Genomic DNA, 21,802 nt, shown 5'->3' with positions numbered 1-21,802 from the left:
CCTTTCCAAGGCCTGCAACGCAGCCTGGCCCGTTTTAAGGCACAACCCGAAGGGCCGGACCTGCTGTTGTGCAGGGCTGCGTTGCTCGAAGCTTATTTGGAATGACCAAACCGCGCTTCTCGCGCCTTGCCCTGCACAACAGCAGGCCCGGCGCGGCGTGGAAATCAATTAAGATCGCCCCCCTCTGTCCAGGTCGTTTTCATTTGTGCTTCAGTGTCTTACAGAAAACTCCAGTTACGTAAGCCGAAGGTAAATTGCCGGTAAAGGCGCTTTGCTTAAAACCCGCCAGTGCTTATCGTTCAGCCTCATGTAAAAAAAGCCCACGCGCCCAATGGTTGATCACTCAATGCAATCCTCCGCTTCCCGTAGTCCTCGTCGCTGGCTGTTCGGCCTGCTAGTCCTGTTGGTCATCGCCGCCCTGTGCTGGAAATTCTGGCCCGGCAGCGCTGCGTCCAAAGAGGCTGCGGGGCAGAAAGCCGTCGCCGGGCATACCGGCAGGTCAGGCGGAATGCGACCTGGATTCGGCGGGGCGTCCGGGCCGGTACCGGTGCGAGTGGCTCCGGCAGTCACCGGCGATTTCCCTCTGTACTTCAAGGCGCTGGGCACGGTCACGGCGCTGAATACCATCAATGTCCGCAGCCGCGTCGGCGGTGAGCTGGTCAAGATCTCTTTCGAAGAAGGGCAGATGGTCAAGGCTGGCGACCTGTTGGCCGAAATCGACCCGCGCCCCTACCAGAACGCCTTGCTTCAGGCCGAAGGCACCTTGCTGCAGAATCAGGCGCAGCTGAAAAACGCCCWGGTCGACGTCGAGCGCTATCGCGGCCTGTACCGCGAAGACAGTATTGCCAAGCAGACCCTGGATACCGCCGAAGCGCTGGTCGGTCAGTTCCAGGGCACGGTCAAGACCAATCAGGCAGCGGTCAACGACGCCAGGCTCAACCTCGAATTCACCAAGATCCGCGCACCGATCACCGGTCGCGTCGGCCTGCGTCAACTGGACGTCGGCAACCTGGTAGCGGCCAACGACACCACCGCATTGGCGATCATCACCCAGACCCAACCGATCAGCGTGGCCTTCACTCTTCCGGAAAACAGCCTCGACACCGTACTCGCCCGTTATCGCAGCGGCGCCAAACTGCCGGCTGAAGCCTGGGATCGCGGTGATACCAAATTGCAAGCCACTGGCGTGTTGCAGAGCCTGGACAACCAGATCGACGTCACCACCGGCACCCTGAAATTCAAGGCCCGTTACGAGAACCGCGATCAGTCGCTGTTTCCCAACCAGTTCGTCAATGTGCGCCTGTTGGCCGACACCCTCAAGGACGTAGTGCTCGCGCCTTCCGCCGCGATCCAGTTCGGCACCAACGGCACGTTCGTATATGCCCTGGACGGTGACAAGAAGGTCAAGATCCGTCAGTTGAAAGTCGGCGCCAGCGATGGCGTGAACACCGTGGTCACCGAAGGCCTGTCGGCGGGCGAGCGGGTCGTGTTGGAAGGCACCGACCGTCTGAAGGACGGCAGTGAGGTGGAGGTGGTCAACGACAGCCAGGACGTGCCGGCCACGCCAACCGAACACCTGCAAGGCAAGTCGGCGGCCGACGCGGCAACGCCTGCGACCACCGACAAGGCGAAAAAGGGCGGCGCATGAATCTCTCGCGGCTGTTCATCCTTCGCCCGGTAGCCACCACGCTGAGCATGCTGGCGATTATTCTGGCCGGTGTGATCGCTTATCGGTTGCTGCCGGTTTCGGCGCTGCCTCAGGTCGACTACCCGACCATTCGCGTCATGACGCTATATCCCGGCGCCAGCCCGGATGTCATGACCAGCGCGGTAACCGCGCCGCTTGAGCGGCAGTTCGGGCAAATGCCCGGCCTGACGCAAATGGCCTCCACCAGTTCCGGTGGGGCGTCGGTGCTGACCCTGCGGTTCAGCCTCGACATCAACATGGACGTGGCCGAGCAACAAGTTCAGGCGGCGATCAACGCCGCGACCAACTTGCTGCCCAAGGACCTGCCGGCACCGCCGGTGTACAACAAGGTCAACCCGGCCGACACGCCGGTGCTGACCCTTGCGATTACCTCCAAGACCATGCTGTTGCCCAAGCTCAACGACCTGGTCGACACCCGCATGGCGCAGAAAATCGCCCAGATCAGCGGTGTCGGCATGGTCAGCATTGCCGGCGGCCAGCGCCAGGCCGTGCGGATCAAGGTCAACCCTGAGGCCCTGGCGGCCAATGGCTTGAATCTGTCGGACGTGCGCACCCTGATCGGGGCGTCCAACGTCAACCAGCCCAAGGGCAACTTCGACGGCCCGACCCGGGTTTCGATGCTCGATGCCAACGATCAACTGACGTCGCCCAAGGATTACGCCAATCTGATCCTGGCCTACGCCAACGGCGCGCCGTTGCGGCTCAAGGACGTGGCAGAAATCGTCGACGGCGCCGAGAACGAACGTCTCGCTGCGTGGGCCAACGAAAACCAGGCCGTGCTGCTGAATATCCAGCGTCAGCCCGGCGCCAACGTGATCGAGGTGGTGGACCGGATCAAGGCCCTGCTGCCGAGCATCACCGACAACCTGCCGGCCGGCCTCGACGTGGTCGTGCTGACCGACCGCACCCAGACCATCCGCGCCTCGGTCAAGGACGTGCAGCACGAATTGCTGATCGCCATCGCCCTGGTGGTGATGGTCACCTTTCTGTTCCTGCGCCGCGCCAGTGCCACGATCATTCCGTCGGTGGCCGTGCCGCTGTCGTTGATCGGTACGTTCGGCGTGATGTACCTGGCGGGGTTCTCGGTCAACAACCTGACCCTGATGGCCCTGACCATCGCCACCGGCTTCGTGGTAGACGATGCGATCGTCATGCTGGAAAACATTGCGCGCTTCATCGAAGAGGGCGACAGCCCGCTGAACGCGGCGCTCAAGGGCGCCAGGCAGATCGGTTTCACGTTGATTTCCCTGACGTTGTCGCTGATCGCCGTGCTGATCCCGCTGCTGTTCATGGCGGACGTGGTCGGGCGGCTATTCCGCGAATTTGCCATCACCCTGGCGGTGGCGATTCTGATTTCCCTGGTGGTTTCCCTGACCCTGACGCCGATGATGTGTGCGCGGTTGCTCAAGCGTGAACCCAAGGAAGCAGAGCAGGGCCGCTTCTACCGTGCCAGTGGCGCGTTCATCGACTGGATGATTGCCGCCTACGGACGCAAGTTGCAGTGGGTGCTCAAACACCAGCCGCTGACCTTGATGGTGGCCATTGGCACTTTGGCGCTGACGGTATTCCTGTACATGGTGGTGCCCAAGGGCTTCTTCCCGGTGCAGGACACCGGCGTCATTCAGGGGATTTCCGAAGCGCCGCAATCGATTTCCTTCGCCGCCATGAGCGAGCGTCAGCAGGAGCTGGCCAAGGTCATTCTGGCCGACCCGGCCGTCGAGAGCCTGTCCTCCTACATCGGTGTGGACGGTGACAACTCGACCCTCAACAGCGGTCGTTTGCTGATCAACCTCAAGTCGCACCACGACCGTGACCTGAGTGCAACGCAAGTGATTGCCCGCCTGCAACCGGAGCTGGACAAGCTGGTCGGCATCCGCCTGTTCATGCAGCCGGTGCAGGACCTGACCATCGAGGACCGGGTCAGCCGCACGCAGTACCAGTTCAGCATGTCGTCACCGGACTCGGAGCTGCTGAGCCTGTGGAGCGGGCGCCTGGTCGAAGCCCTGGCCGACCGCCCGGAATTGACCGACGTCGCCAGCGATTTGCAGGACAAGGGCCTGCAGGTCTATCTGGTGATCGACCGCGATGCGGCGTCGCGGGTCGGGGTGTCGGTGTCGAACATCACCGATGCGCTGTACGACGCCTTCGGTCAGCGGCAGATCTCCACGATTTATACCCAGGCGAGCCAGTACCGCGTGGTGCTGCAATCGCAGTCCGGCGAGAAGATCGGCCCGGATGCGTTGAACCAGATTCACGTCAAGACCACCAATGGCGGTCAGGTACGCCTGTCCAGCCTGGCGCATATCGAGGAGCGTCAGGCGCAACTGGTGATCACCCACATCGGCCAGTTCCCGGCGGTGATGATGTCCTTCAACCTCGCGCCGGGCGTGGCGTTGGGGCATGCGGTGCAGATCATCGAGCAGGTGCAGAAGGACATCGGCATGCCGATTGGCGTGCAGACCCGGTTCCAGGGCGCGGCCGAGGCTTTCCAGGCGTCGTTGTCGAGCACCTTGCTGCTGATTCTGGCAGCGGTGGTGACCATGTACATCGTGCTGGGCGTGCTCTACGAGAGCTACATCCACCCGATCACCATTCTCTCGACCTTGCCCTCGGCGGCGGTCGGCGCGTTGTTGGCGTTGATCCTGAGCGGCAACGACCTGGGCATGATCGCGATCATCGGCATCATTCTGCTGATCGGCATCGTCAAGAAGAACGCGATCATGATGATCGACTTTGCCCTCGACGCCGAGCGCAATCAGGGCATGGACCCGCAGACGGCGATCTATCAGGCCGCGCTGCTGCGTTTCCGGCCGATCCTGATGACCACCCTGGCAGCGTTGTTCGGTGCCGTGCCGTTGATGCTCGCCACCGGTTCCGGCGCAGAACTGCGCCAGCCGCTGGGTCTGGTGATGGTCGGCGGCCTGTTGCTGAGCCAGGTTCTGACGCTGTTCACCACGCCGGTGATCTACCTGTATTTCGACCGTCTCGGTCGGCGATTTGGCAAGACCGGCGCTCAGGAGACGGCGGTATGACGGCCTGCATAACCTGTGGGAACGAGCTTGCTCGCGATGAGGCCCGTAAGTTCAACATCATTGCCGGCCGACCCACCGCTATCGCGAGCAAGCTCGCTCCCACAGTGGCGCAACAGCGATGAACCTTTCGGGACCTTTCATCAAGCGCCCGGTCGCGACCATGTTGCTGAGCCTGGCGATCATGCTGCTGGGCGGCGTGAGCTTCGGCTTGCTGCCCGTATCGCCGCTGCCGCAAATGGACTTTCCGGTGATCGTGGTCCAGGCCAGCCTGCCCGGGGCAAGCCCCGAGGTGATGGCGTCGACGGTGGCCACGCCGCTGGAGCGCTCTTTCGGCGCCATCGCCGGGGTCAACACCATGAGCAGCCGGTCCAGCCAGGGATCGACCCGGGTGATCCTGCAATTCGACCTGGACCGCGACATCAACGGCGCGGCGCGGGAAGTGCAGGCAGCCATCAATGCCTCGCGCAACCTGCTGCCCAGCGGGATGCGCAGCATGCCGACCTACAAGAAGGTCAACCCGTCCCAGGCGCCGATCATGGTGCTGTCGCTGACCTCGGATGTGCTGGAAAAAGGCCAGCTCTATGACCTGGCCTCGACGATCCTGTCCCAGAGCCTGTCCCAGGTGCAGGGCGTCGGTGAGGTGCAGATCGGCGGCAGTTCCCTGCCTGCGGTGCGTATCGAACTCGAACCGCAGTCGTTGAACCAGTACGGCGTGGCCCTGGACGATGTGCGCAACACCATCGCCAATGCCAACGTGCGCCGGCCCAAGGGCTCGGTGGAAGACGATCAACGGCTGTGGCAGGTCCAGGCCAACGATCAGTTGGAAAAAGCCAAGGACTACGAGTCGCTGATCATCCACTACAACGGTGGCGCAGCCCTGCGCCTGAAGGATGTGGCCAAGGTCAGCGATGGCGTCGAGGACCGCTACAACAGCGGCTTCTTCAACGATGACGCGGCGGTGCTGCTGGTGATCAACCGGCAGGCCGGCGCCAACATCATCGAGACAGTCAACGAGATCAAGGCCCAGTTGCCGGCGTTGCAGGCGGTGTTGCCGGCCAGCGTCAAGCTGAACCTGGCCATGGACCGTTCCCCGGTCATCAAGGCGACGCTTCACGAGGCGGAAATGACCCTGCTGATCGCCGTGGCACTGGTGATTCTGGTGGTGTTCCTGTTCCTCGGTAACTTCCGCGCCTCGCTGATTCCGACCCTGGCGGTGCCGGTGTCGCTGGTCGGCACCTTCGCGGTGATGTACCTCTACGGTTTCTCGCTGAACAACCTGTCGCTGATGGCGCTGATCCTGGCCACCGGGCTGGTGGTGGACGATGCCATCGTGGTGCTGGAGAACATATCCCGGCATATCGACGAGGGCGTAAAGCCGATGAAGGCGGCATACCTCGGCGCCCAGGAAGTTGGTTTTACCTTGCTGTCGATGAACGTGTCGCTGGTGGCGGTGTTCCTGTCGATCCTGTTCATGGGCGGGATCATCGAAAGCCTGTTCCGCGAATTCTCCATCACCCTGGCGGCGGCCATCGTGGTCTCGCTGCTGGTGTCGCTGACCCTGACGCCGATGCTCTGCGCCCGCTGGCTCAAGCCGCACACGCCGGGGCAGGAGAACCGCCTGCAACGCTGGAGCCGGCGAACCAACGACTGGATGGTTGGTAAATACGCCACCAGCCTCGACTGGGTGCTGCGTCACAAGCGCCTGACGTTACTCAGCCTGTTCGTGACAATCGGCGTGAACATCGCGCTATATGTGGTTGTTCCTAAAACATTTATGCCGCAGCAGGACACAGGCCAGTTGATCGGTTTCGTGCGCGGCGACGACGGCCTGTCGTTCAGTGTGATGCAGCCGAAGATGGAGATTTTCCGCCGGGCGGTGTTGAAGGACGAGGCGGTAGAAAGCGTCGCCGGGTTCATTGGCGGTAACAACGGCACCAACAACGCCTTCATGCTGGTGCGCCTCAAGCCGATCAAGGAACGCAACATTTCCGCGCAAAAGGTCATCGAGCGTCTGCGCAAGGAGATGCCCAAGGTCCCTGGTGCACAGCTGATGCTCATGGCGGACCAGGACCTGCAATTCGGCGGCGGCCGCGAGCAGACCTCGTCGCAGTATTCCTACATCCTGCAAAACGGTGATCTGGGGTCGTTGCGCGAGTGGTATCCGAAAGTCGTCACCGCGCTCAGGGCCTTGCCGGAGCTGACGGCGATCGATGCGCGGGAAGGCCGGGGCGCCCGACAAGTGACGCTGATCGTCGACCGCGACCAGGCCAAGCGCCTGGGTGTCGACATGGATATGGTCACGGCGGTGCTGAACAACGCCTACAGTCAGCGACAGATTTCGACCATCTACGACAGCCTCAACCAGTATCAGGTGGTGATGGAGGTCAATCCGAAATACGCCCAGGACCCGATCACTCTCAAGCAGGTCCAGGTGATCACCGCTGATGGCGCGCGGATTCCACTGTCGACCATCGCCCATTACGAAAACAGCCTGGAAAACGACCGGGTCAGCCACGAAGGCCAGTTCGCGTCGGAAAGCATTGCCTTCGACATGGCCGAAGGCGTGACCGTGGAGCAGGGCAGTGCCGCCATTGAACGAGCGATTACCAAGGTCGGCCTCCCGGAAGACGTGATCGTGAAAATGGCCGGCACCGCCGACGCCTTTGCCGCCACGCAAAAGAGCCAGCCGTTCATGATTCTCGGCGCGCTGGTGGCGGTGTATCTGGTGCTCGGCGTGTTGTACGAAAGCTACATTCATCCGCTGACCATCCTGTCCACCCTGCCGTCGGCCGGGGTCGGCGCATTGCTGTCGATCTATGCGCTGGGCGGCGAGTTCAGCCTGATTTCATTGCTGGGGCTGTTTCTGCTGATCGGCGTGGTGAAGAAAAACGCGATTCTGATGATCGACCTGGCGTTGCAGCTGGAACGAAACCAGGGGATGGCACCGCTGGAATCGATTCGCAGCGCCTGCCTGCAACGTCTGCGACCTATTCTGATGACCACCCTGGCGGCAATCCTCGGTGCCTTGCCGTTACTGCTGAGCCGTGCCGAAGGGGCGGAAATGCGCCAGCCGCTGGGCCTGACCATCATCGGCGGGCTGATCTTCAGCCAGGTGCTGACGCTTTACACCACCCCGGTGGTTTACCTCTATCTCGACAAACTGCGCCATCGCTTCAATAAATGGCGTGGGGTGCGTACCGATGCTGCTCTGGAAACTCCGCTATGACTGAACGTTCGCTTTTCAACCTGGCTGCACCGCTGCTCATGGCCCGAGGCTCGCGTTTGTTGAGCCTGTCACTGTGCGTGGCAATGCTCAGTGCCTGCGCCGTCGGTCCGGATTACCAGCGCCCGAAAACCGCGGAACCTGCGCAGTACAAGGCCGCAGAGGGCTGGCGTCAGGCCAATCCGAGCGATGCCCTGGCGCGCGGCGCATGGTGGGAGTTGTACGGCGACCGGCAGCTCAACGGCCTGATCGAAAAACTCAACAGCTCGAATCAGACCGTTGCCCAGTCCGAAGCGCAGTACCGGCAGGCCCAGGCCTTGGTGCGCAGCGCACGCGGGGCGTTTTTCCCGACGGTCGACCTGAACGTCAGCAAGAACCGTTCAAGCCAGGGCACCGGCAGCAGCAGCTCCAGCCTGAGCAGTTCATCCAGCGGTATTCGCAACACGTATTCCGCCCAGGCGGGCGTCAGTTGGGAAGCGGATGTATGGGGCAAGCTGCGCCGGGGGCTCGAAGCCGACACCGCGAATGCCCAGGCGAGCTTTGCCGATCTGGCGGCCATGCGCCTGAGCCAACAGTCGGAGCTGGTGCAAAATTACCTGCAACTGCGGGTGATCGATGGCCAAAAGCGCTTGCTCCAGGACACGGTCGAGGCTTATCGGCGTTCGCTGAAGATGACCGAGAACCAGTACCGCGCCGGCGTATCGGGCAAGGACGCGGTGGCCCAGGCCCAGACACAGCTCAAAGGCACCGAAGCCGATATGGTCGACCTGATCTGGCAACGCGCCCAGTTCGAGAACGCCATTGCCGTGCTGATCGGCCTGCCGCCTTCGGAGTTCAGCCTGGCGGAAAGCCAGGACATCCCGCAGTTGCCGCAAGTGCCGCCGGCCTTGCCTTCACAGTTGCTGGAGCGGCGCCCGGACATTGCTTCCGCCGAGCGTTCGGTGATGGCCGCCAACGCCAACATCGGTGTGGCCAAGGCCGCCTATTACCCCGATCTGACACTGAACATGAACGGCGGTTACAGCAGCAGCACCTATTCCAACTGGATCAGCCTGCCGAACCGCTTCTGGTCGGTGGGACCGCAATTGGCCGTGACTCTGTTCGACGGCGGCCAGCGCTCGGCGGAAGTCGACCGCAGTGAAGCGGCCTATGACGAAACGGTGGCCAAATATCGCCAGACCGTGCTGGACGGATTCCGCGAAGTGGAAAACTTCCTGGTGCAGCTCAAGGTGCTTGAAGACGAGGCCGTCGTGCGCCAACAGGCCCTGGATGCCGCCCGTGAATCGCTACGCCTGACCCAGAACCAATACAAGGCCGGTTTGATTGCCTACATAGACGTAGTGGTGACCCAGGCGGCGGCGTTGAGCAATGAGCGCAGTAACCTGGACCTGCTGCAAAACCGCCTGATTGCCAGCGTGCAGTTGATTGCCGCGTTGGGAGGTGGCTGGGATGGGCAGCTTGAGGTGAGCGAAAACCGATAGCGCAATCCCTGTGGGAGCGAGCTTGCTCGCGATGGCTGCGTCACATTCAGCATGGATGTTGCCTGGCCCACCGCTATCGCGAGCAAGCTCRCTCCCACAGGTTTTGTACTCTTGACGCCTTCCTTGTGGCTGGCGCCAGCAGTTAATGTTTTACCTTAAAACAAGCGTTTCATCGGACTGGTGGCCCTTTGCTCATTTTGTGAGTGCGTTCTCAATTGGAATCAGTACAATCGCCGCATTTGCCCCCCACCCGAGATTGAATGCCATTAACAAGGGGGCGTTCGCGAGAAGTCTCCATGCTCATCGGCAGCTATTCCCCCACCCTGGTCATCATTTCCCTCTGTGTTGCGATTCTCGCCTCATACACCGCACTCGACCTGACCGGACGCATTGCCACTGCCAAAGGCCGCGCCGTGCATTTTTGGACCGCGGGCGGGGCCATTGCCATGGGCATCGGCATCTGGTCGATGCACTTTATCGGCATGCTCGCGTTCAAGTTGCCGATCGATCTGGGCTACGACGGTACGATCACCCTGTTGTCGCTACTGATCGGCGTGCTCTCCAGCGGTTTTGCGCTGTGGCTGGTCAGCCAACCGCAATTGCCGGCCTGGCAGCTGGCCTTTGGCGCGTTGGTCATGGGCGCCGGCATCAGCGCGATGCACTACACCGGCATGGCCGCCATGCGCATGCAACCGGGCATCGACTACGATCCGACGCTGTTCGGCGCTTCGCTTCTGATCGCGGTCGGTGCATCGGGCGCGGCATTGTGGATCGCTTTCCGCCTGCGCCAGCACACGCCTTATGTCCGGCTGATCCGTGGTGGTGCCGCGGTGATCATGGGTATCGCCATCGTCGGCATGCACTACACCGGCATGGCCGCCGCACGCTTTGCCGATGGCAGTTTTTGCGGGGCAGCGGTCAATGGCCTGAGCGGCAACGGCCTGGACAACCTGGTGCTGGTCACCACGCTGGCGGTGCTGAGCATCGCTTTGCTGACCTCGATCCTCGATGCGCGCCTGGAGGCCCGCACCGCGAGCCTGGCCGAGTCGCTGACCGAGGCCAACCGTGAACTGACCCAACTGGCGCTGCACGACACCCTGACCGGGTTGCCGAACCGGATGTTGCTTGCCGATCGTATCGATCAGGCCATGTCGCGGGCTCGGGAAGAGGGTGGCTGCTTTGCCCTGATGTTCATCGATCTGGACGGCTTCAAACCGGTCAACGATGCCTTTGGCCACCATACGGGTGATTTGCTGTTGCGCGAAGTGGCCTTGCGCCTGCGCGAAGACTTGCGTAGCCAGGACACCCTGGCGCGGATCGGCGGTGATGAGTTCGTGTTGCTGGTGCAATTGAGCGAGCAGATCGACGCCTTGAACCTCGCGGCCCGCCAGGTCGGGCTGATCGCGCGGGCGTTCCGGGTTGCCGAACATGATTTGCATATTTCCGCCAGCGTCGGCATTGCGCTCTACCCGGGTAATGGGCAGTCCGCCCACGAGTTGCTGATGAACGCCGACGCGGCGATGTATCACGCCAAGGGCGCGGGTAAAAACGGCTACAGTTTTTTCGATGCCTCGATGAACAGCAACGCCCGCAAACAGCTGCAATTGCTGCAGGACTTGCGCAATGCCGTGGAACAACAGGAATTCAGCCTGTATTACCAGCCCAAGTTCGACGCCGCCAATGGCCGTCCGGTGGGCGCCGAGGCCTTGTTGCGCTGGGAGCACCCCACGCAAGGGATGCTGTTGCCGGATACATTCATCGAGCTTGCAGAAAAAACCGGGCTGATCATTCCGATCGGCGAATGGGTGCTCAACGAAGCCTGCCGCCAGATGCGCGAGTGGTACGTGTCGGGCTACACCGATTGGCGCATTGCGGTGAACCTTTCGGCCATCCAGTTTTGCCATTCCGGGCTGGTCCAGAGCGTCGCCAAGGCCCTGGCGACTCACCATCTGCCGGCCAACAGCCTGACCCTGGAAATCACTGAGACCACCGCCATGAGCGATGCCGATGCGAGCATGAGGGTGCTTCAGGAGCTGTCGGAAATGGGCGTCGATTTGTCCATCGACGATTTTGGCACTGGTTATTCGAGCTTGATGTACCTCAAGCGCCTGCCGGCCAACGAACTGAAGATCGACCGCGGTTTTGTCCGCGACCTGGAGCACGACAGCGATGACGCCGCCATTGTTTCGGCCATCGTCGCCCTTGGCCAGGCGTTGGGGCTGCGCATCGTCGCCGAAGGCGTGGAGACGGGTGTGCAGCAGGACTTCCTGACGCAGCTCGGTTGCGATTCATTGCAGGGTTACCTGCTGGGGCATCCGCTGCCGGCTGCAGGTTTCATGGTGGAAATCCATCGCGGGGAGCAATTGGTCGAGCAATTGAAAGCCAGTGCCGAGCGCGAAATGTCGATGACATGACAGCTGACGTGAAGCCATGCAAAAACCGTCAATGGCGGTTATTCTTGCCCCCGACCGCTTAAGCTTCGATTGGGGGAAAGCTCGCATGGACAAAGTCATCGTCATCACCGGCGGTAGCCGCGGCATTGGTGCCGCCACCGCTCTGTTGGCCGCCGCGCAGGGCTATCGGATCTGCATCAACTACCAGGCTGACGAAAAGGCTGCGCTCGGCGTGCTCGAGCAAGTCCGCACCCTCGGTGCGCTAGCCATTGCGGTACGGGCCGATGTCAGCATCGAAGACGAAGTCATCGCGCTGTTCCATCGGGTAGACAGTGAACTGGGCCGGGTCACCGCGCTGGTGAACAACGCCGGCACCGTCGGGCAAAAGTCCCGGGTCGACGAAATGTCCGAGTTCCGCATTCTCAAGATCATGAAAACCAACGTCCTGGCGCCGATCCTTTGTGCCAAGCACGCGATCCTGCGCATGTCGCCCAGACACGGCGGGCAGGGCGGCAGCATCGTCAACGTGTCTTCGGTGGCCTCGCGTTTGGGCTCACCCAATGAATATGTCGACTACGCCGCCTCCAAAGGTGCGCTGGACACCTTCACCATCGGTCTGTCCAAGGAAGTGGCGGGCGAGGGAATTCGGGTCAACGCCGTGCGCCCGGGCTACATCTACACCGATTTCCATGCCTTGAGCGGCGATCCGGACCGGGTCAGCAAACTGGAATCGGCGATTCCGATGGCCCGGGGCGGGCGTCCGGATGAGGTGGCGGAGGCGATTGTCTGGTTGCTGTCGGACAAGGCTTCTTATGCGACGGGGACGTTTGTTGATCTTGGTGGTGGGCGTTAGTTCCTGAGACAGACGTTGTCTGCTCTGGCCTCATCGCGAGCAAGCTCGCTCCCACAATGGATCTCAACTGCTCACAAATCTTGTGTGTACGGAGAAACCTGTGGGAGCGAGCTTGCTCGCGATAGCCATTTATCAAACGACATGGCGCTGTCAGAACGAGCGCACAATCCGCCCGAGCGTCTCCATCGCCTTTTCCGCAGCCTCATCCCAAGGGCTCCCATAATTCAACCGAATACAATTCCTGAACCGCTGCGCCGGTGAAAAGATCGGCCCCGGCGCAATGCTGATTCCCTGCGCCAACGCCATCTGAAACAACTTCAGCGAATCCATCTGCTCCGGCAATTCCAGCCACAAAAAGTACCCGCCCGCCGGTTGGCTGACCCGCGTTTGCGCGGGAAAATAGCGGGCGATGGCGGCGAGCATGGCGCTTTGCTGGTCTTCCAGCGCGTGGCGCAATTTACGCAGGTGCCGGTCGTAGCCGCCGTGTTGCAGGTAATCGGCGATGGCGGCCTGGGCTGGCATCGAGGCACAGAGTGAGGTCATGAGTTTCAGTCGTTCGATTTTCTGCGCATAGCGCCCGGCGGCAACCCAGCCGATGCGGTAGCCGGGGGCCAGGCTCTTGGCGAACGAGCCGCAGTGCATCACCAGGCCTTCGGTATCAAAGGCCTTGGCCGGTTTCGGTGCTTGCTGGCCGTAATACAGTTCGGCGTAGACATCGTCTTCGATCAGCGGCACCTGGTGGCGGCGCAGCAGTTCCACAAGCTGCTGTTTCTTTGCCTCGGGCACGGTTGCACCCATGGGGTTCTGGAAGCTGGTCATGCACCAGCAGGCCTTGATCGGATGGCGCTCCAGGGTTTGCTCGAGCACACCGAGGTCAATGCCGTCGCGCGGGTGCACGGGGATTTCCACGGCCTTGAGCTTCAGGCGTTCGAGCACTTGCAGGCAGGCGTAGAACGCCGGGGCTTCGATGGCTACCAGGTCGCCGGGTTGGGTCACCGCTTGCAGGCACAGGTTGAGGGCTTCCAGCGCGCCATTGGTGATCAGCAGTTCTTCCATGGGCAGCATCAGCCCGCCGACCATGTAGCGCAGGGCGATTTGCCGGCGCAGCTGCGGGTTGCCCGGCGACATGTCGGTGACCACCATGCGCGGGTCCATCTCGCGGCTGGCGCTGGCCAGGGAGCGGGACAAGCGTTGCAGGGGAAACAGGGTCGGGCTGGGGAACGCCGAGCCGAAGGGCACGGTGTTCGGGTCCTTGATCGAGTCCAGCACCGAGAACACCAGTTCGCTGACGTCGACTTCCGTTGACTCGTTGACCTCATTGCTGATCACCGGCTCGGAAAACGGCCGGGGTGCGTGGGCGTTGACGAAATAGCCGGAGCGCGGACGGGCGCGGATCAGTCCACGACGTTCCAGCAGGTAGTAGGCCTGGAACACCGTCGACGGGCTGACACCGTAGGTCTGGCTGGCGTAGCGCACCGACGGCACACGCTGGCCCGGGCCGAGGACGCCGGAGCGGATCAGTTCTGCGATGTCGTCGGCGAATTTTTCGTAGCGTTTCATCGAGTGCCCGGAAGGTTGTCATTCAAGAAAATCGAGGTGAGTTCATCGCGGGCAAGTCGAATCGTCGCACCGCGATGGCAGCAACACAGTCTAAGGGCTCAGCGATTCATCGGCGCAACAAACCGGCTCTTCGCCACGCTGTAGACGTCGGGCTCATCGCTGTCGACCACCTTGAAGCCGATGCTCTGCGAACTGCTGGCCGGCCGCTCCGAGAGCATCGCCACCGACACCGGCACATCGACAATCTCCCCCGGCGCCAGGCTCAACCCGGTCTTGCCCCGCAACTCGAAACCATCGGCATCGACCAGGCGCAATTGGTAGTCCTGACGCTGCTGGGTCTTGTTGATCACCTTCAGACTGTAGATGTTTTCGATCTGCCCCTGGCTGTTCTCGCGGAACAGGCCACGGTCCTTACTGACGTCGAGCGACACCATCGGCCGTTCCACCAGGGCCACCACCAGGGCGGCGATCATCACCAGCAGCACGGCGGTGTAGCCGATCAGGCGCGGACGCAGCAGTTGGGTCTTGCCACCCTGCAACTGATGTTCGGACGTATAGCTGATCAATCCTCGGGCGTAGCCCATTTTGTCCATGATCGAATCACAGGCGTCGATGCACGCGGCGCAACCGATGCACTCCATCTGCAAGCCATCGCGAATGTCGATGCCGGTCGGACAGACCTGTACGCAGAGCTGGCAATCGATGCAATCGCCCAAACCGGCCTCGGCGGGTTTGACTTCGCGTTTGCGCGGACCACGGTTTTCACCTCGGGCCACGTCGTAGGAAATGGTCAGGGTGTCCTTGTCGAACATCACGCTCTGGAACCGCGCGTAGGGGCACATGTGCATGCAAACCGCTTCACGCAGCCAACCGGCATTGATGTAGGTGGCGCCGGTAAAAAACAGCACCCAGAACAGGCTGACGCCACTCATTTGCAAGGTCAGCAGCTCTTCGGCCAGTGGCCGGATCGGTGTGAAGTAGCCAACGAAGGTCAGGCCGGTCAACAGGCTGATGACCAGCCACAAGGTGTGCTTGGCCGCTCGACGCATCAGTTTGTTCAGGCCCCACGGCGCGGCTTGTAACTTGATCCGCTGGTTGCGCTCGCCCTCGGTGATCTTCTCGCACCACATGAAGATCCAGGTCCACGAACTTTGCGGGCAGGTGTAGCCGCACCAGACCCGTCCCGCGAACACGGTGATCGCAAACAGGCCGAAGGCGGCAATGATCAACAACGCCGAGAGCAGGATGAAATCCTGCGGCCAGAAAGTCGCGCCGAAGATATGGAATTTGCTTTCGGAAAGATCCCAGAGCACCGCCTGGCGGCCACCCCAGTTCAACCACACGGTGCCGAAGAACAGCAAAAACAGAAAACCCGCACCGCTGATGCGCAGGTTGCGGAACAGCCCGGTGAAGCTGCGGGTATGGATGTGGTTGTCGCTGGATTTGGCCTTCATCTTCGGACGCAAAGGCTCGAATGTTTCTACGGTTCGGACGGGGATTCTCTCGCTCATGGTCTTTCGCTCATCAGCCTCCATCAGGCATGAGCACTATGAGTGGCGATCTGTTTGCATAACAGACTCAGGTATTGCATTAAAAAGCGGATCAGATGGTGCTGGACGCACGGCCTGCGACAACTTGAAGCACCCGCCGCAGAACGGTGCAAACGCCTATCCACAATAGCTGCGGCGGATGTTGATCAACGTCAGTCAAATCACCGAATCACTGGCGGTGGCTTTCAAATGCCGGCGTTGCGGCCGGGCTGGGCAGTGAGGCAGTGAGGCAGTGAGGCAGTGAGGAGACAGCGTTGGGGCAAACGGGAATGGATTGTTCATTGTTCAAACCTCCACTGGCACATGGCGTGAGTCGTGCTTAAGTAGGTGGACTAGTGGGTTAACCGCTGCGCCAAAGACTTGATTGCGCAAATTGCAGATGAAACTTTCCCGGCGACTGTCGCTCGGAACCTAAGTAAGTGCATCCCGGGGCGGACAGTCCAGCGGGATGGTGACCAGACACACGCGCGTCCATGGGGCGTCAGGAGAGAGGCTCGATGACGGCTGAAAAACCGACTGAGTTGAGCTACAACCCGCACATGCCGCTGTCGCAGGCGTTGTTGCTGCCGCGTATCGTCATGGAAAACATCATGCCGACCCTTGAAGGCGGGCAATTCGCGGTCAAGGCCGTGGTGGGGCAGGACGTGGTGGTGACCGCCAAGGTGTTTGCCGACGGGCATGACAAACTGGCGGTTCGCGTGCGTTGGCGGGCCGAGGATGAGGACGTCTGGCAAAGCGCGGTCATGGACGATCTGGGCAACAACGGTTGGCAAGGGCAGTTCCGTGTCGACAGCCAGGGCCGTTATCTGTTCTGTATCGAAGCCTGGATCGATCAGTTCGCCAGTTTTTGCTACGAACTGGAAAAGAAGCATACGGCGGCGGTGCCCGTCAGCCTGGAGCTGCAGGAAGGGCGAATTCAAGTGCAACAAGCCGCCGAGCGCAGCGAAGGGCCACTCAGCGAGCAACTGGCGGCCTTGCACCATGAGCTGTCAGGACTGCTCGAAGCCGAGCAGGTCGCGCTGTTTTTGCACCCGCGTAGTGCCGACCTCATGGCCCGCGCGAATCATCGTGCTTTCCTGAGCCTGAGCCCGGAGTACCCGGTGGATGTGGAGCGCGAACTGGCGCAGTTCGCCAGTTGGTATGAGTTGTTCCCGCGTTCGATCACCGACAATCCGGCGCGCCACGGCACCTTCAATGACGTGCATTCACGGCTGGCGATGATTCAGGACATGGGCTTCGACGTGCTGTATTTCCCGCCGATCCACCCGATCGGGCGCAGCTACCGCAAAGGCCCGAACAACTCCCTGACGGCGGGCCCCGATGATCCGGGCAGTCCTTATGCAATCGGCAGCGAAGAGGGCGGGCACGAGGCGATTCACAAGCAGTTGGGCACGCGCGAAGACTTTCGCCGACTGGTGGCGGCCGCCGCGGCCCATGGCCTGGAAATCGCCCTCGACTTCGCCATCCAGTGTTCCCAGGACCACCCTTGGCTCAAGCAACACCCCGGCTGGTTCAACTGGCGGCCGGACGGCACGATCAAATATGCCGAGAACCCACCGAAGAAATACCAGGACATCGTCAACGTCGACTTCTATGCCCCCGAGGCGATTCCGGGCCTGTGGGTGGAACTGCGCGACATCGTGGTGGGCTGGGTCGAGGAGGGTGTGAAGATCTTCCGCGTCGATAACCCGCACACCAAGCCTTTGCCGTTCTGGCAGTGGCTGATCGCCGATGTACGGGCGTTGTACCCCGAGGTGATCTTCCTCGCTGAAGCCTTTACCACCCCGGCAATGATGGCGCGCCTGGGCAAGGTCGGTTATTCCCAGAGCTACACCTATTTTACCTGGCGCAACACCAAGGCCGAACTGGCGACCTACTTCACTGAACTCAACGAATCGCCATGGCGCGAATGCTACCGGCCGAACTTTTTCGTCAATACACCGGACATCAACCCGGCGTTCCTCCATGATTCAGGGCGCCCCGGGTTCCTCATCCGCGCCGTGTTGGCGACCATGGGTTCAGGCTTGTGGGGCATGTATTCGGGTTTCGAGTTGTGCGAGTCGGCGCCGGTGCCGGGCAAGGAGGAGTACCTTGACTCCGAGAAGTACGAGATCCGCCCCAGAGACTTCAACGCGCCGGGCAACATCATTGCCGAGATCGCCCAGCTCAACCGCATTCGCAGGCAGAACCCGGCGTTGCACACACATCTGGGACTGAAGGTCTACAACGCCTGGAACGACAACATCCTGTACTTCGGCAAACGCAGCTTTGACGGCGGCAATTTCATTCTGGTGGCGGTCAGCCTCGATCCGCACAACGTACAGGAAGCGAGCTTTGAGTTGCCGTTGTGGGAAATGGGCCTGCCCGATGACGCCAGCACCCAGGGCGAAGACCTGATGAATGGTCATCGCTGGACCTGGCACGGCAAGCAGCAATTCATGCGGATCGATCCGGCGTACCAGCCGTTCGGGATTTGGAGGATAACTGCTTAAACGCAAAACCTGTGGGAGCGAGCTTGCTCGCGATAGCAATTTTGTGGGCAACCTCTTTGTTGAATGTTCAATTGTCATCGCGAGCAAGCTCGCTCCCACAGAAATCTCATTGCGTTTGACTCGAGTGATCAGCCCGGCGGAACTTTCGAATTCACCAGGAGTTTCACATGGCGAAGAAACCCAAGGCAGCCACGTTCATCAAGGACCCGCTCTGGTACAAGGACGCGGTGATCTATCAAGTTCATGTCAAATCGTATTTCGACTCCAACAACGACGGAATTGGCGATTTTCCCGGCCTCATCGCCAAGCTCGACTACATCGCCGACCTTGGGGTCAACACCATCTGGTTGTTGCCGTTCTATCCCTCGCCACGGCGCGATGACGGTTACGACATCGCCGAGTATCGCGGCGTGCACAGTGACTACGGCACCATGGCCGATGCCAGGCGTTTCATTGCCGAGGCACACAAACGCGGCCTGCGGGTGATCACCGAACTGGTCATCAACCACACTTCCGACCAGCACCCGTGGTTCCAGCGCGCACGCAAGGCCAAAAAGGGTTCGGCCGCCCGGGACTTCTACGTGTGGTCCGATGACGATCAGAAATACGACGGCACCCGCATCATTTTCCTCGACACCGAAAAGTCCAACTGGACCTGGGACCCGGTCGCCGGCCAATACTTCTGGCACCGCTTCTACTCCCACCAGCCGGACCTGAATTTCGATAACCCGCAAGTCATGAAGGCGGTGCTGTCGGTGATGCGTTACTGGCTCGACATGGGCATCGACGGCTTGCGCCTGGACGCCATTCCTTATCTGATCGAACGCGACGGTACCAACAACGAGAACCTGCCGGAAACCCACGACGTCCTGAAAAAGATCCGCGCCGAAATCGACGCCAACTACCCCGATCGCATGCTGCTGGCCGAGGCCAATCAATGGCCGGAGGACACCCAGTTGTACTTCGGTGACACCGATAAAAAAGGCTTGAATGGCGACGAATGCCACATGGCCTTTCACTTTCCGTTGATGCCGCGCATGTACATGGCGCTGGCTCAGGAAGATCGCTTCCCGATTACCGACATTCTGCGCCAGACCCCGGATATTCCGGCCAATTGCCAGTGGGCGATTTTCCTGCGCAACCACGATGAGCTGACCCTGGAGATGGTCACCGACAAGGAGCGCGACTACCTGTGGAATTACTACGCTGCCGACCGCAGGGCGCGGATCAATCTGGGGATTCGCCGCCGTCTGGCGCCTTTGGTGGAGCGCGACCGCCGTCGGGTCGAGCTGCTCAATAGCCTGCTACTGTCGATGCCCGGCACGCCAACCCTGTACTACGGCGATGAAATCGGCATGGGCGACAACATCTACCTCGGTGACCGCGACGGCGTACGCACGCCGATGCAATGGTCCATCGACCGCAACGGCGGTTTCTCCCGCGCCGACCCGGCCAGCCTGGTGCTGCCACCGATCATGGACCCGCAATATGGCTACCTGTCGGTCAACGTCGAAACCCAGGCTGGCGACCCGCATTCGCTGTTGAACTGGACCCGGCGCATGCTTGCCGTGCGCAAGCAATCCAAGGCCTTCGGGCGCGGTACGTTGAGGATGCTTTCACCCAGCAACCGACGGATTCTGGCCTACACCCGTGAATACACCGGGGTGGATGGCAAGCACGAAGTCATTCTGTGCGTGGCCAATGTGTCGCGCAGTGCCCAGGCCGCCGAGCTGGATTTGTCGGCCTACGTCGGCATGGTGCCGGTGGAAATGCTCGGGGGTAACGCGTTCCCGCCGATCGGCCAGCTGAATTTCCTCCTGACGCTGGCGCCCTACGGCTTTTACTGGTTCGGCCTCGCCGCGGAAAACCAGATGCCGAGCTGGCACGTGGAGCCCGCACAAAGCCTGCCGGACTTCACCACGCTGGTGCTGAAAAAACGCATGGAAGAGCTGCTCGAAGCGCCGTCACGCACCATGCTGGAGCAAAGCATCCTGCCGAACTGGTTGCAGAATCGCCGCTGGTTCGCCGGCAAGGACGCCGCCATTGAACGGGTCGATCTGGCCTATGGCGTGCGTTTCGGCGATCCGCAGCATCCGGTGCTGTTCAGTGAGATCAATGTCACCAGTGCTGGCCAGGTCAGTCGCTACCAGTTGCCGTTCGGCTTTATTTCCGAGGATCAGGTCGGTACTCCGTTGCCGCAGCAGTTGGCGTTGTCGCGGGTACGGCGTGGACGTCAGGTCGGCCTGATCACCGATGCCTTCAGCCTGGACACCTTTGTGCATGCCGTATTACAGGGCATTCAGGCCGGCACCGTGTTGGCATCCAGTGATGGCGACATTCGCTTCGAGTCCACCGCGGAACTTGAAAAACTCGGCCTCAATGCCGAGTCCCCGGTGCGCTACCTGTCGGCCGAGCAGTCCAACAGCTCGGTGGTGATCGGCAACAGCCTGGTGCTTAAACTGATCCGCAAGGTCGCCTCAGGCGTGCATCCGGAACTGGAAATGAGCGCGTATCTGACCAACGCCGGGTTCGGCAATATTTCGCCATTGCTGGGGGCCGTGGTGCGCCGGGATGCGGCAGGTGAAGACAACCTGCTGATGATCGCCCAAGGCTATCTGAGCAATCAGGGCGACGCCTGGGAGTGGACGCAGAACAACCTTGAGCGGGCGCTGCGCGATGAGCTGGCCGACGCCGTGTCCGAGCAGGAACAACACTACAACGCCCTCGGCGAACTGAAAGATTTCGCCGGTATGCTCGGTCGGCGCCTGGGGGAAATGCATCAGGTACTGGCAGCGCCGAGTGTCAACCCGGACTTCCTGCCGCAGGTCACCACGCAGAAAGAAGCTCAGGCTACGGCCAAGGATGTTGCGGCACAAATCGAGCATGCATTGAGCTTGCTCGAGCAGCATAAAAATCAACTGAACACGGCGGACCAGACCCTGGTCAGCCGTTTACAGGACAACAAAAAAGTCATTCTCAGTCATGTGCAAGAGTTGGGCAAAAAGACCGCGGGCGGCTTGCGTATTCGCGTGCACGGCGACCTGCATCTGGGGCAGGTGCTGGTGATCAAGGGCGATGCCTACCTGATCGACTTCGAAGGCGAACCGGCGCGACCATTGCATGATCGACGGTGCAAACACAGCCCGTACAAGGATGTCAGCGGTGTGCTGCGTTCCTTCGACTATGCGGCGGCGATGGCGATCAATGTGCAGAGCCTCGATAACACCTCGTCAGCCGCTGCCGCGCGCTTGCGGGTCACCGATCGCTACTTGAGCGAGGCGCGGCAAGCATTTGTCGACGCTTATCGGCTAGCGGCAGCTACTCTTGCCCATGCATGGCAAGATCCCGAAGGCGAGGATGCCGCGCTGGCGTTGTTCGGTCTGGAGAAGGCGGCGTACGAAGTGGCCTATGAGGCGGAAAATCGCCCCACCTGGTTGCCCGTCCCGTTGCACGGTTTATATGGATTATTGAGTGGGCTTAAACCCTTTTCCGATCTTGGTGGAGAGTAGT

At 61.1% G+C, this 21,802-nt stretch carries 10 protein-coding genes; 8 read left to right on the top strand and 2 right to left on the bottom strand.

Going from position 1 to position 21,802, the window contains the following annotated elements:
- Window positions 1-331: 331 nt before the first annotated feature.
- From AC1DRN_RS15200 to AC1DRN_RS15175, 6 genes are all read left to right on the top strand, one after another.
- Window positions 332-1,648, top strand: coding sequence for an MdtA/MuxA family multidrug efflux RND transporter periplasmic adaptor subunit (locus AC1DRN_RS15200; protein ID WP_477786743.1), 1,317 nt, complete (start codon window positions 332-334; stop codon window positions 1,646-1,648).
- Window positions 1,645-4,740: an MdtB/MuxB family multidrug efflux RND transporter permease subunit gene (locus AC1DRN_RS15195; protein WP_223462887.1), complete on the top strand. Its 3,096-nt coding sequence runs from the start codon at window positions 1,645-1,647 to the stop codon at window positions 4,738-4,740. Before AC1DRN_RS15200 ends, AC1DRN_RS15195 begins: the two co-directional genes overlap by 4 nt.
- A 118-nt stretch (window positions 4,741-4,858) precedes the next feature.
- On the top strand, window positions 4,859-7,966 hold the full coding sequence (locus AC1DRN_RS15190; RefSeq protein ID WP_457266132.1) for an efflux RND transporter permease subunit: 3,108 nt from the start codon (window positions 4,859-4,861) through the stop codon (window positions 7,964-7,966).
- The gene (locus AC1DRN_RS15185; RefSeq protein WP_223462885.1) at window positions 7,963-9,444 is read left to right on the top strand and encodes an efflux transporter outer membrane subunit; all 1,482 of its coding nucleotides are present in this window, start codon (window positions 7,963-7,965) and stop codon (window positions 9,442-9,444) included. Before AC1DRN_RS15190 ends, AC1DRN_RS15185 begins: the two co-directional genes overlap by 4 nt.
- Before the next feature lie 296 nt (window positions 9,445-9,740).
- Complete coding sequence (locus AC1DRN_RS15180; RefSeq protein ID WP_223462884.1) at window positions 9,741-11,858, top strand: putative bifunctional diguanylate cyclase/phosphodiesterase; 2,118 nt, start codon at window positions 9,741-9,743, stop codon at window positions 11,856-11,858.
- 85 nt (window positions 11,859-11,943) lie between these two features.
- Window positions 11,944-12,690, top strand: coding sequence for an SDR family oxidoreductase (locus AC1DRN_RS15175; RefSeq protein WP_223462883.1), 747 nt, complete (start codon window positions 11,944-11,946; stop codon window positions 12,688-12,690).
- Between the two features lie 150 nt (window positions 12,691-12,840).
- Here AC1DRN_RS15175 and mapR read toward each other — a convergent pair whose 3' ends face one another.
- Window positions 12,841-14,250, bottom strand: coding sequence for a GntR family transcriptional regulator MpaR (gene mapR / locus AC1DRN_RS15170; protein ID WP_223462882.1), 1,410 nt, complete (start codon window positions 14,248-14,250; stop codon window positions 12,841-12,843).
- Window positions 14,251-14,348: 98 nt separating this feature from the next.
- Window positions 14,349-15,761, bottom strand: a complete 1,413-nt coding sequence (ccoG, locus tag AC1DRN_RS15165; protein ID WP_223462881.1) for a cytochrome c oxidase accessory protein CcoG — start codon at window positions 15,759-15,761, stop codon at window positions 14,349-14,351.
- A 536-nt stretch (window positions 15,762-16,297) separates the two neighbouring features.
- Between ccoG and AC1DRN_RS15160 the strand changes: the two genes are divergently transcribed.
- The gene (locus AC1DRN_RS15160) at window positions 16,298-18,292 is read left to right on the top strand and encodes an alpha-1,4-glucan--maltose-1-phosphate maltosyltransferase (protein WP_223462880.1); all 1,995 of its coding nucleotides are present in this window, start codon (window positions 16,298-16,300) and stop codon (window positions 18,290-18,292) included.
- 167 nt (window positions 18,293-18,459) lie between these two features.
- On the top strand, window positions 18,460-21,801 hold the full coding sequence (gene treS, locus AC1DRN_RS15155) for a maltose alpha-D-glucosyltransferase (protein WP_223462879.1): 3,342 nt from the start codon (window positions 18,460-18,462) through the stop codon (window positions 21,799-21,801).
- Window position 21,802 lies beyond the last annotated feature (1 nt).

It is taken from the genome of Pseudomonas sp. P5_B3 (assembly GCF_056400405.1).
The sequence above is the reverse complement of the archived record's forward strand: the minus strand, read 5'-3'. Positions and strand labels throughout refer to the sequence as shown.

Coding starts and splice junctions, on each gene's coding strand:
- AC1DRN_RS15195 (WP_223462887.1), top strand. CDS start 1,645: ATGAATCTCTCGCGGCTGTTCATCCTTCGCCCGGTAGCCACCACGCTG.
- AC1DRN_RS15190 (WP_457266132.1), top strand. CDS start 4,859: ATGAACCTTTCGGGACCTTTCATCAAGCGCCCGGTCGCGACCATGTTG.
- AC1DRN_RS15185 (WP_223462885.1), top strand. CDS start 7,963: ATGACTGAACGTTCGCTTTTCAACCTGGCTGCACCGCTGCTCATGGCC.
- AC1DRN_RS15180 (WP_223462884.1), top strand. CDS start 9,741: ATGCTCATCGGCAGCTATTCCCCCACCCTGGTCATCATTTCCCTCTGT.
- AC1DRN_RS15175 (WP_223462883.1), top strand. CDS start 11,944: ATGGACAAAGTCATCGTCATCACCGGCGGTAGCCGCGGCATTGGTGCC.
- mapR (WP_223462882.1), bottom strand. CDS start 14,250: ATGAAACGCTACGAAAAATTCGCCGACGACATCGCAGAACTGATCCGC.
- ccoG (WP_223462881.1), bottom strand. CDS start 15,761: ATGAGCGAGAGAATCCCCGTCCGAACCGTAGAAACATTCGAGCCTTTG.
- AC1DRN_RS15160 (WP_223462880.1), top strand. CDS start 16,298: ATGACGGCTGAAAAACCGACTGAGTTGAGCTACAACCCGCACATGCCG.
- treS (WP_223462879.1), top strand. CDS start 18,460: ATGGCGAAGAAACCCAAGGCAGCCACGTTCATCAAGGACCCGCTCTGG.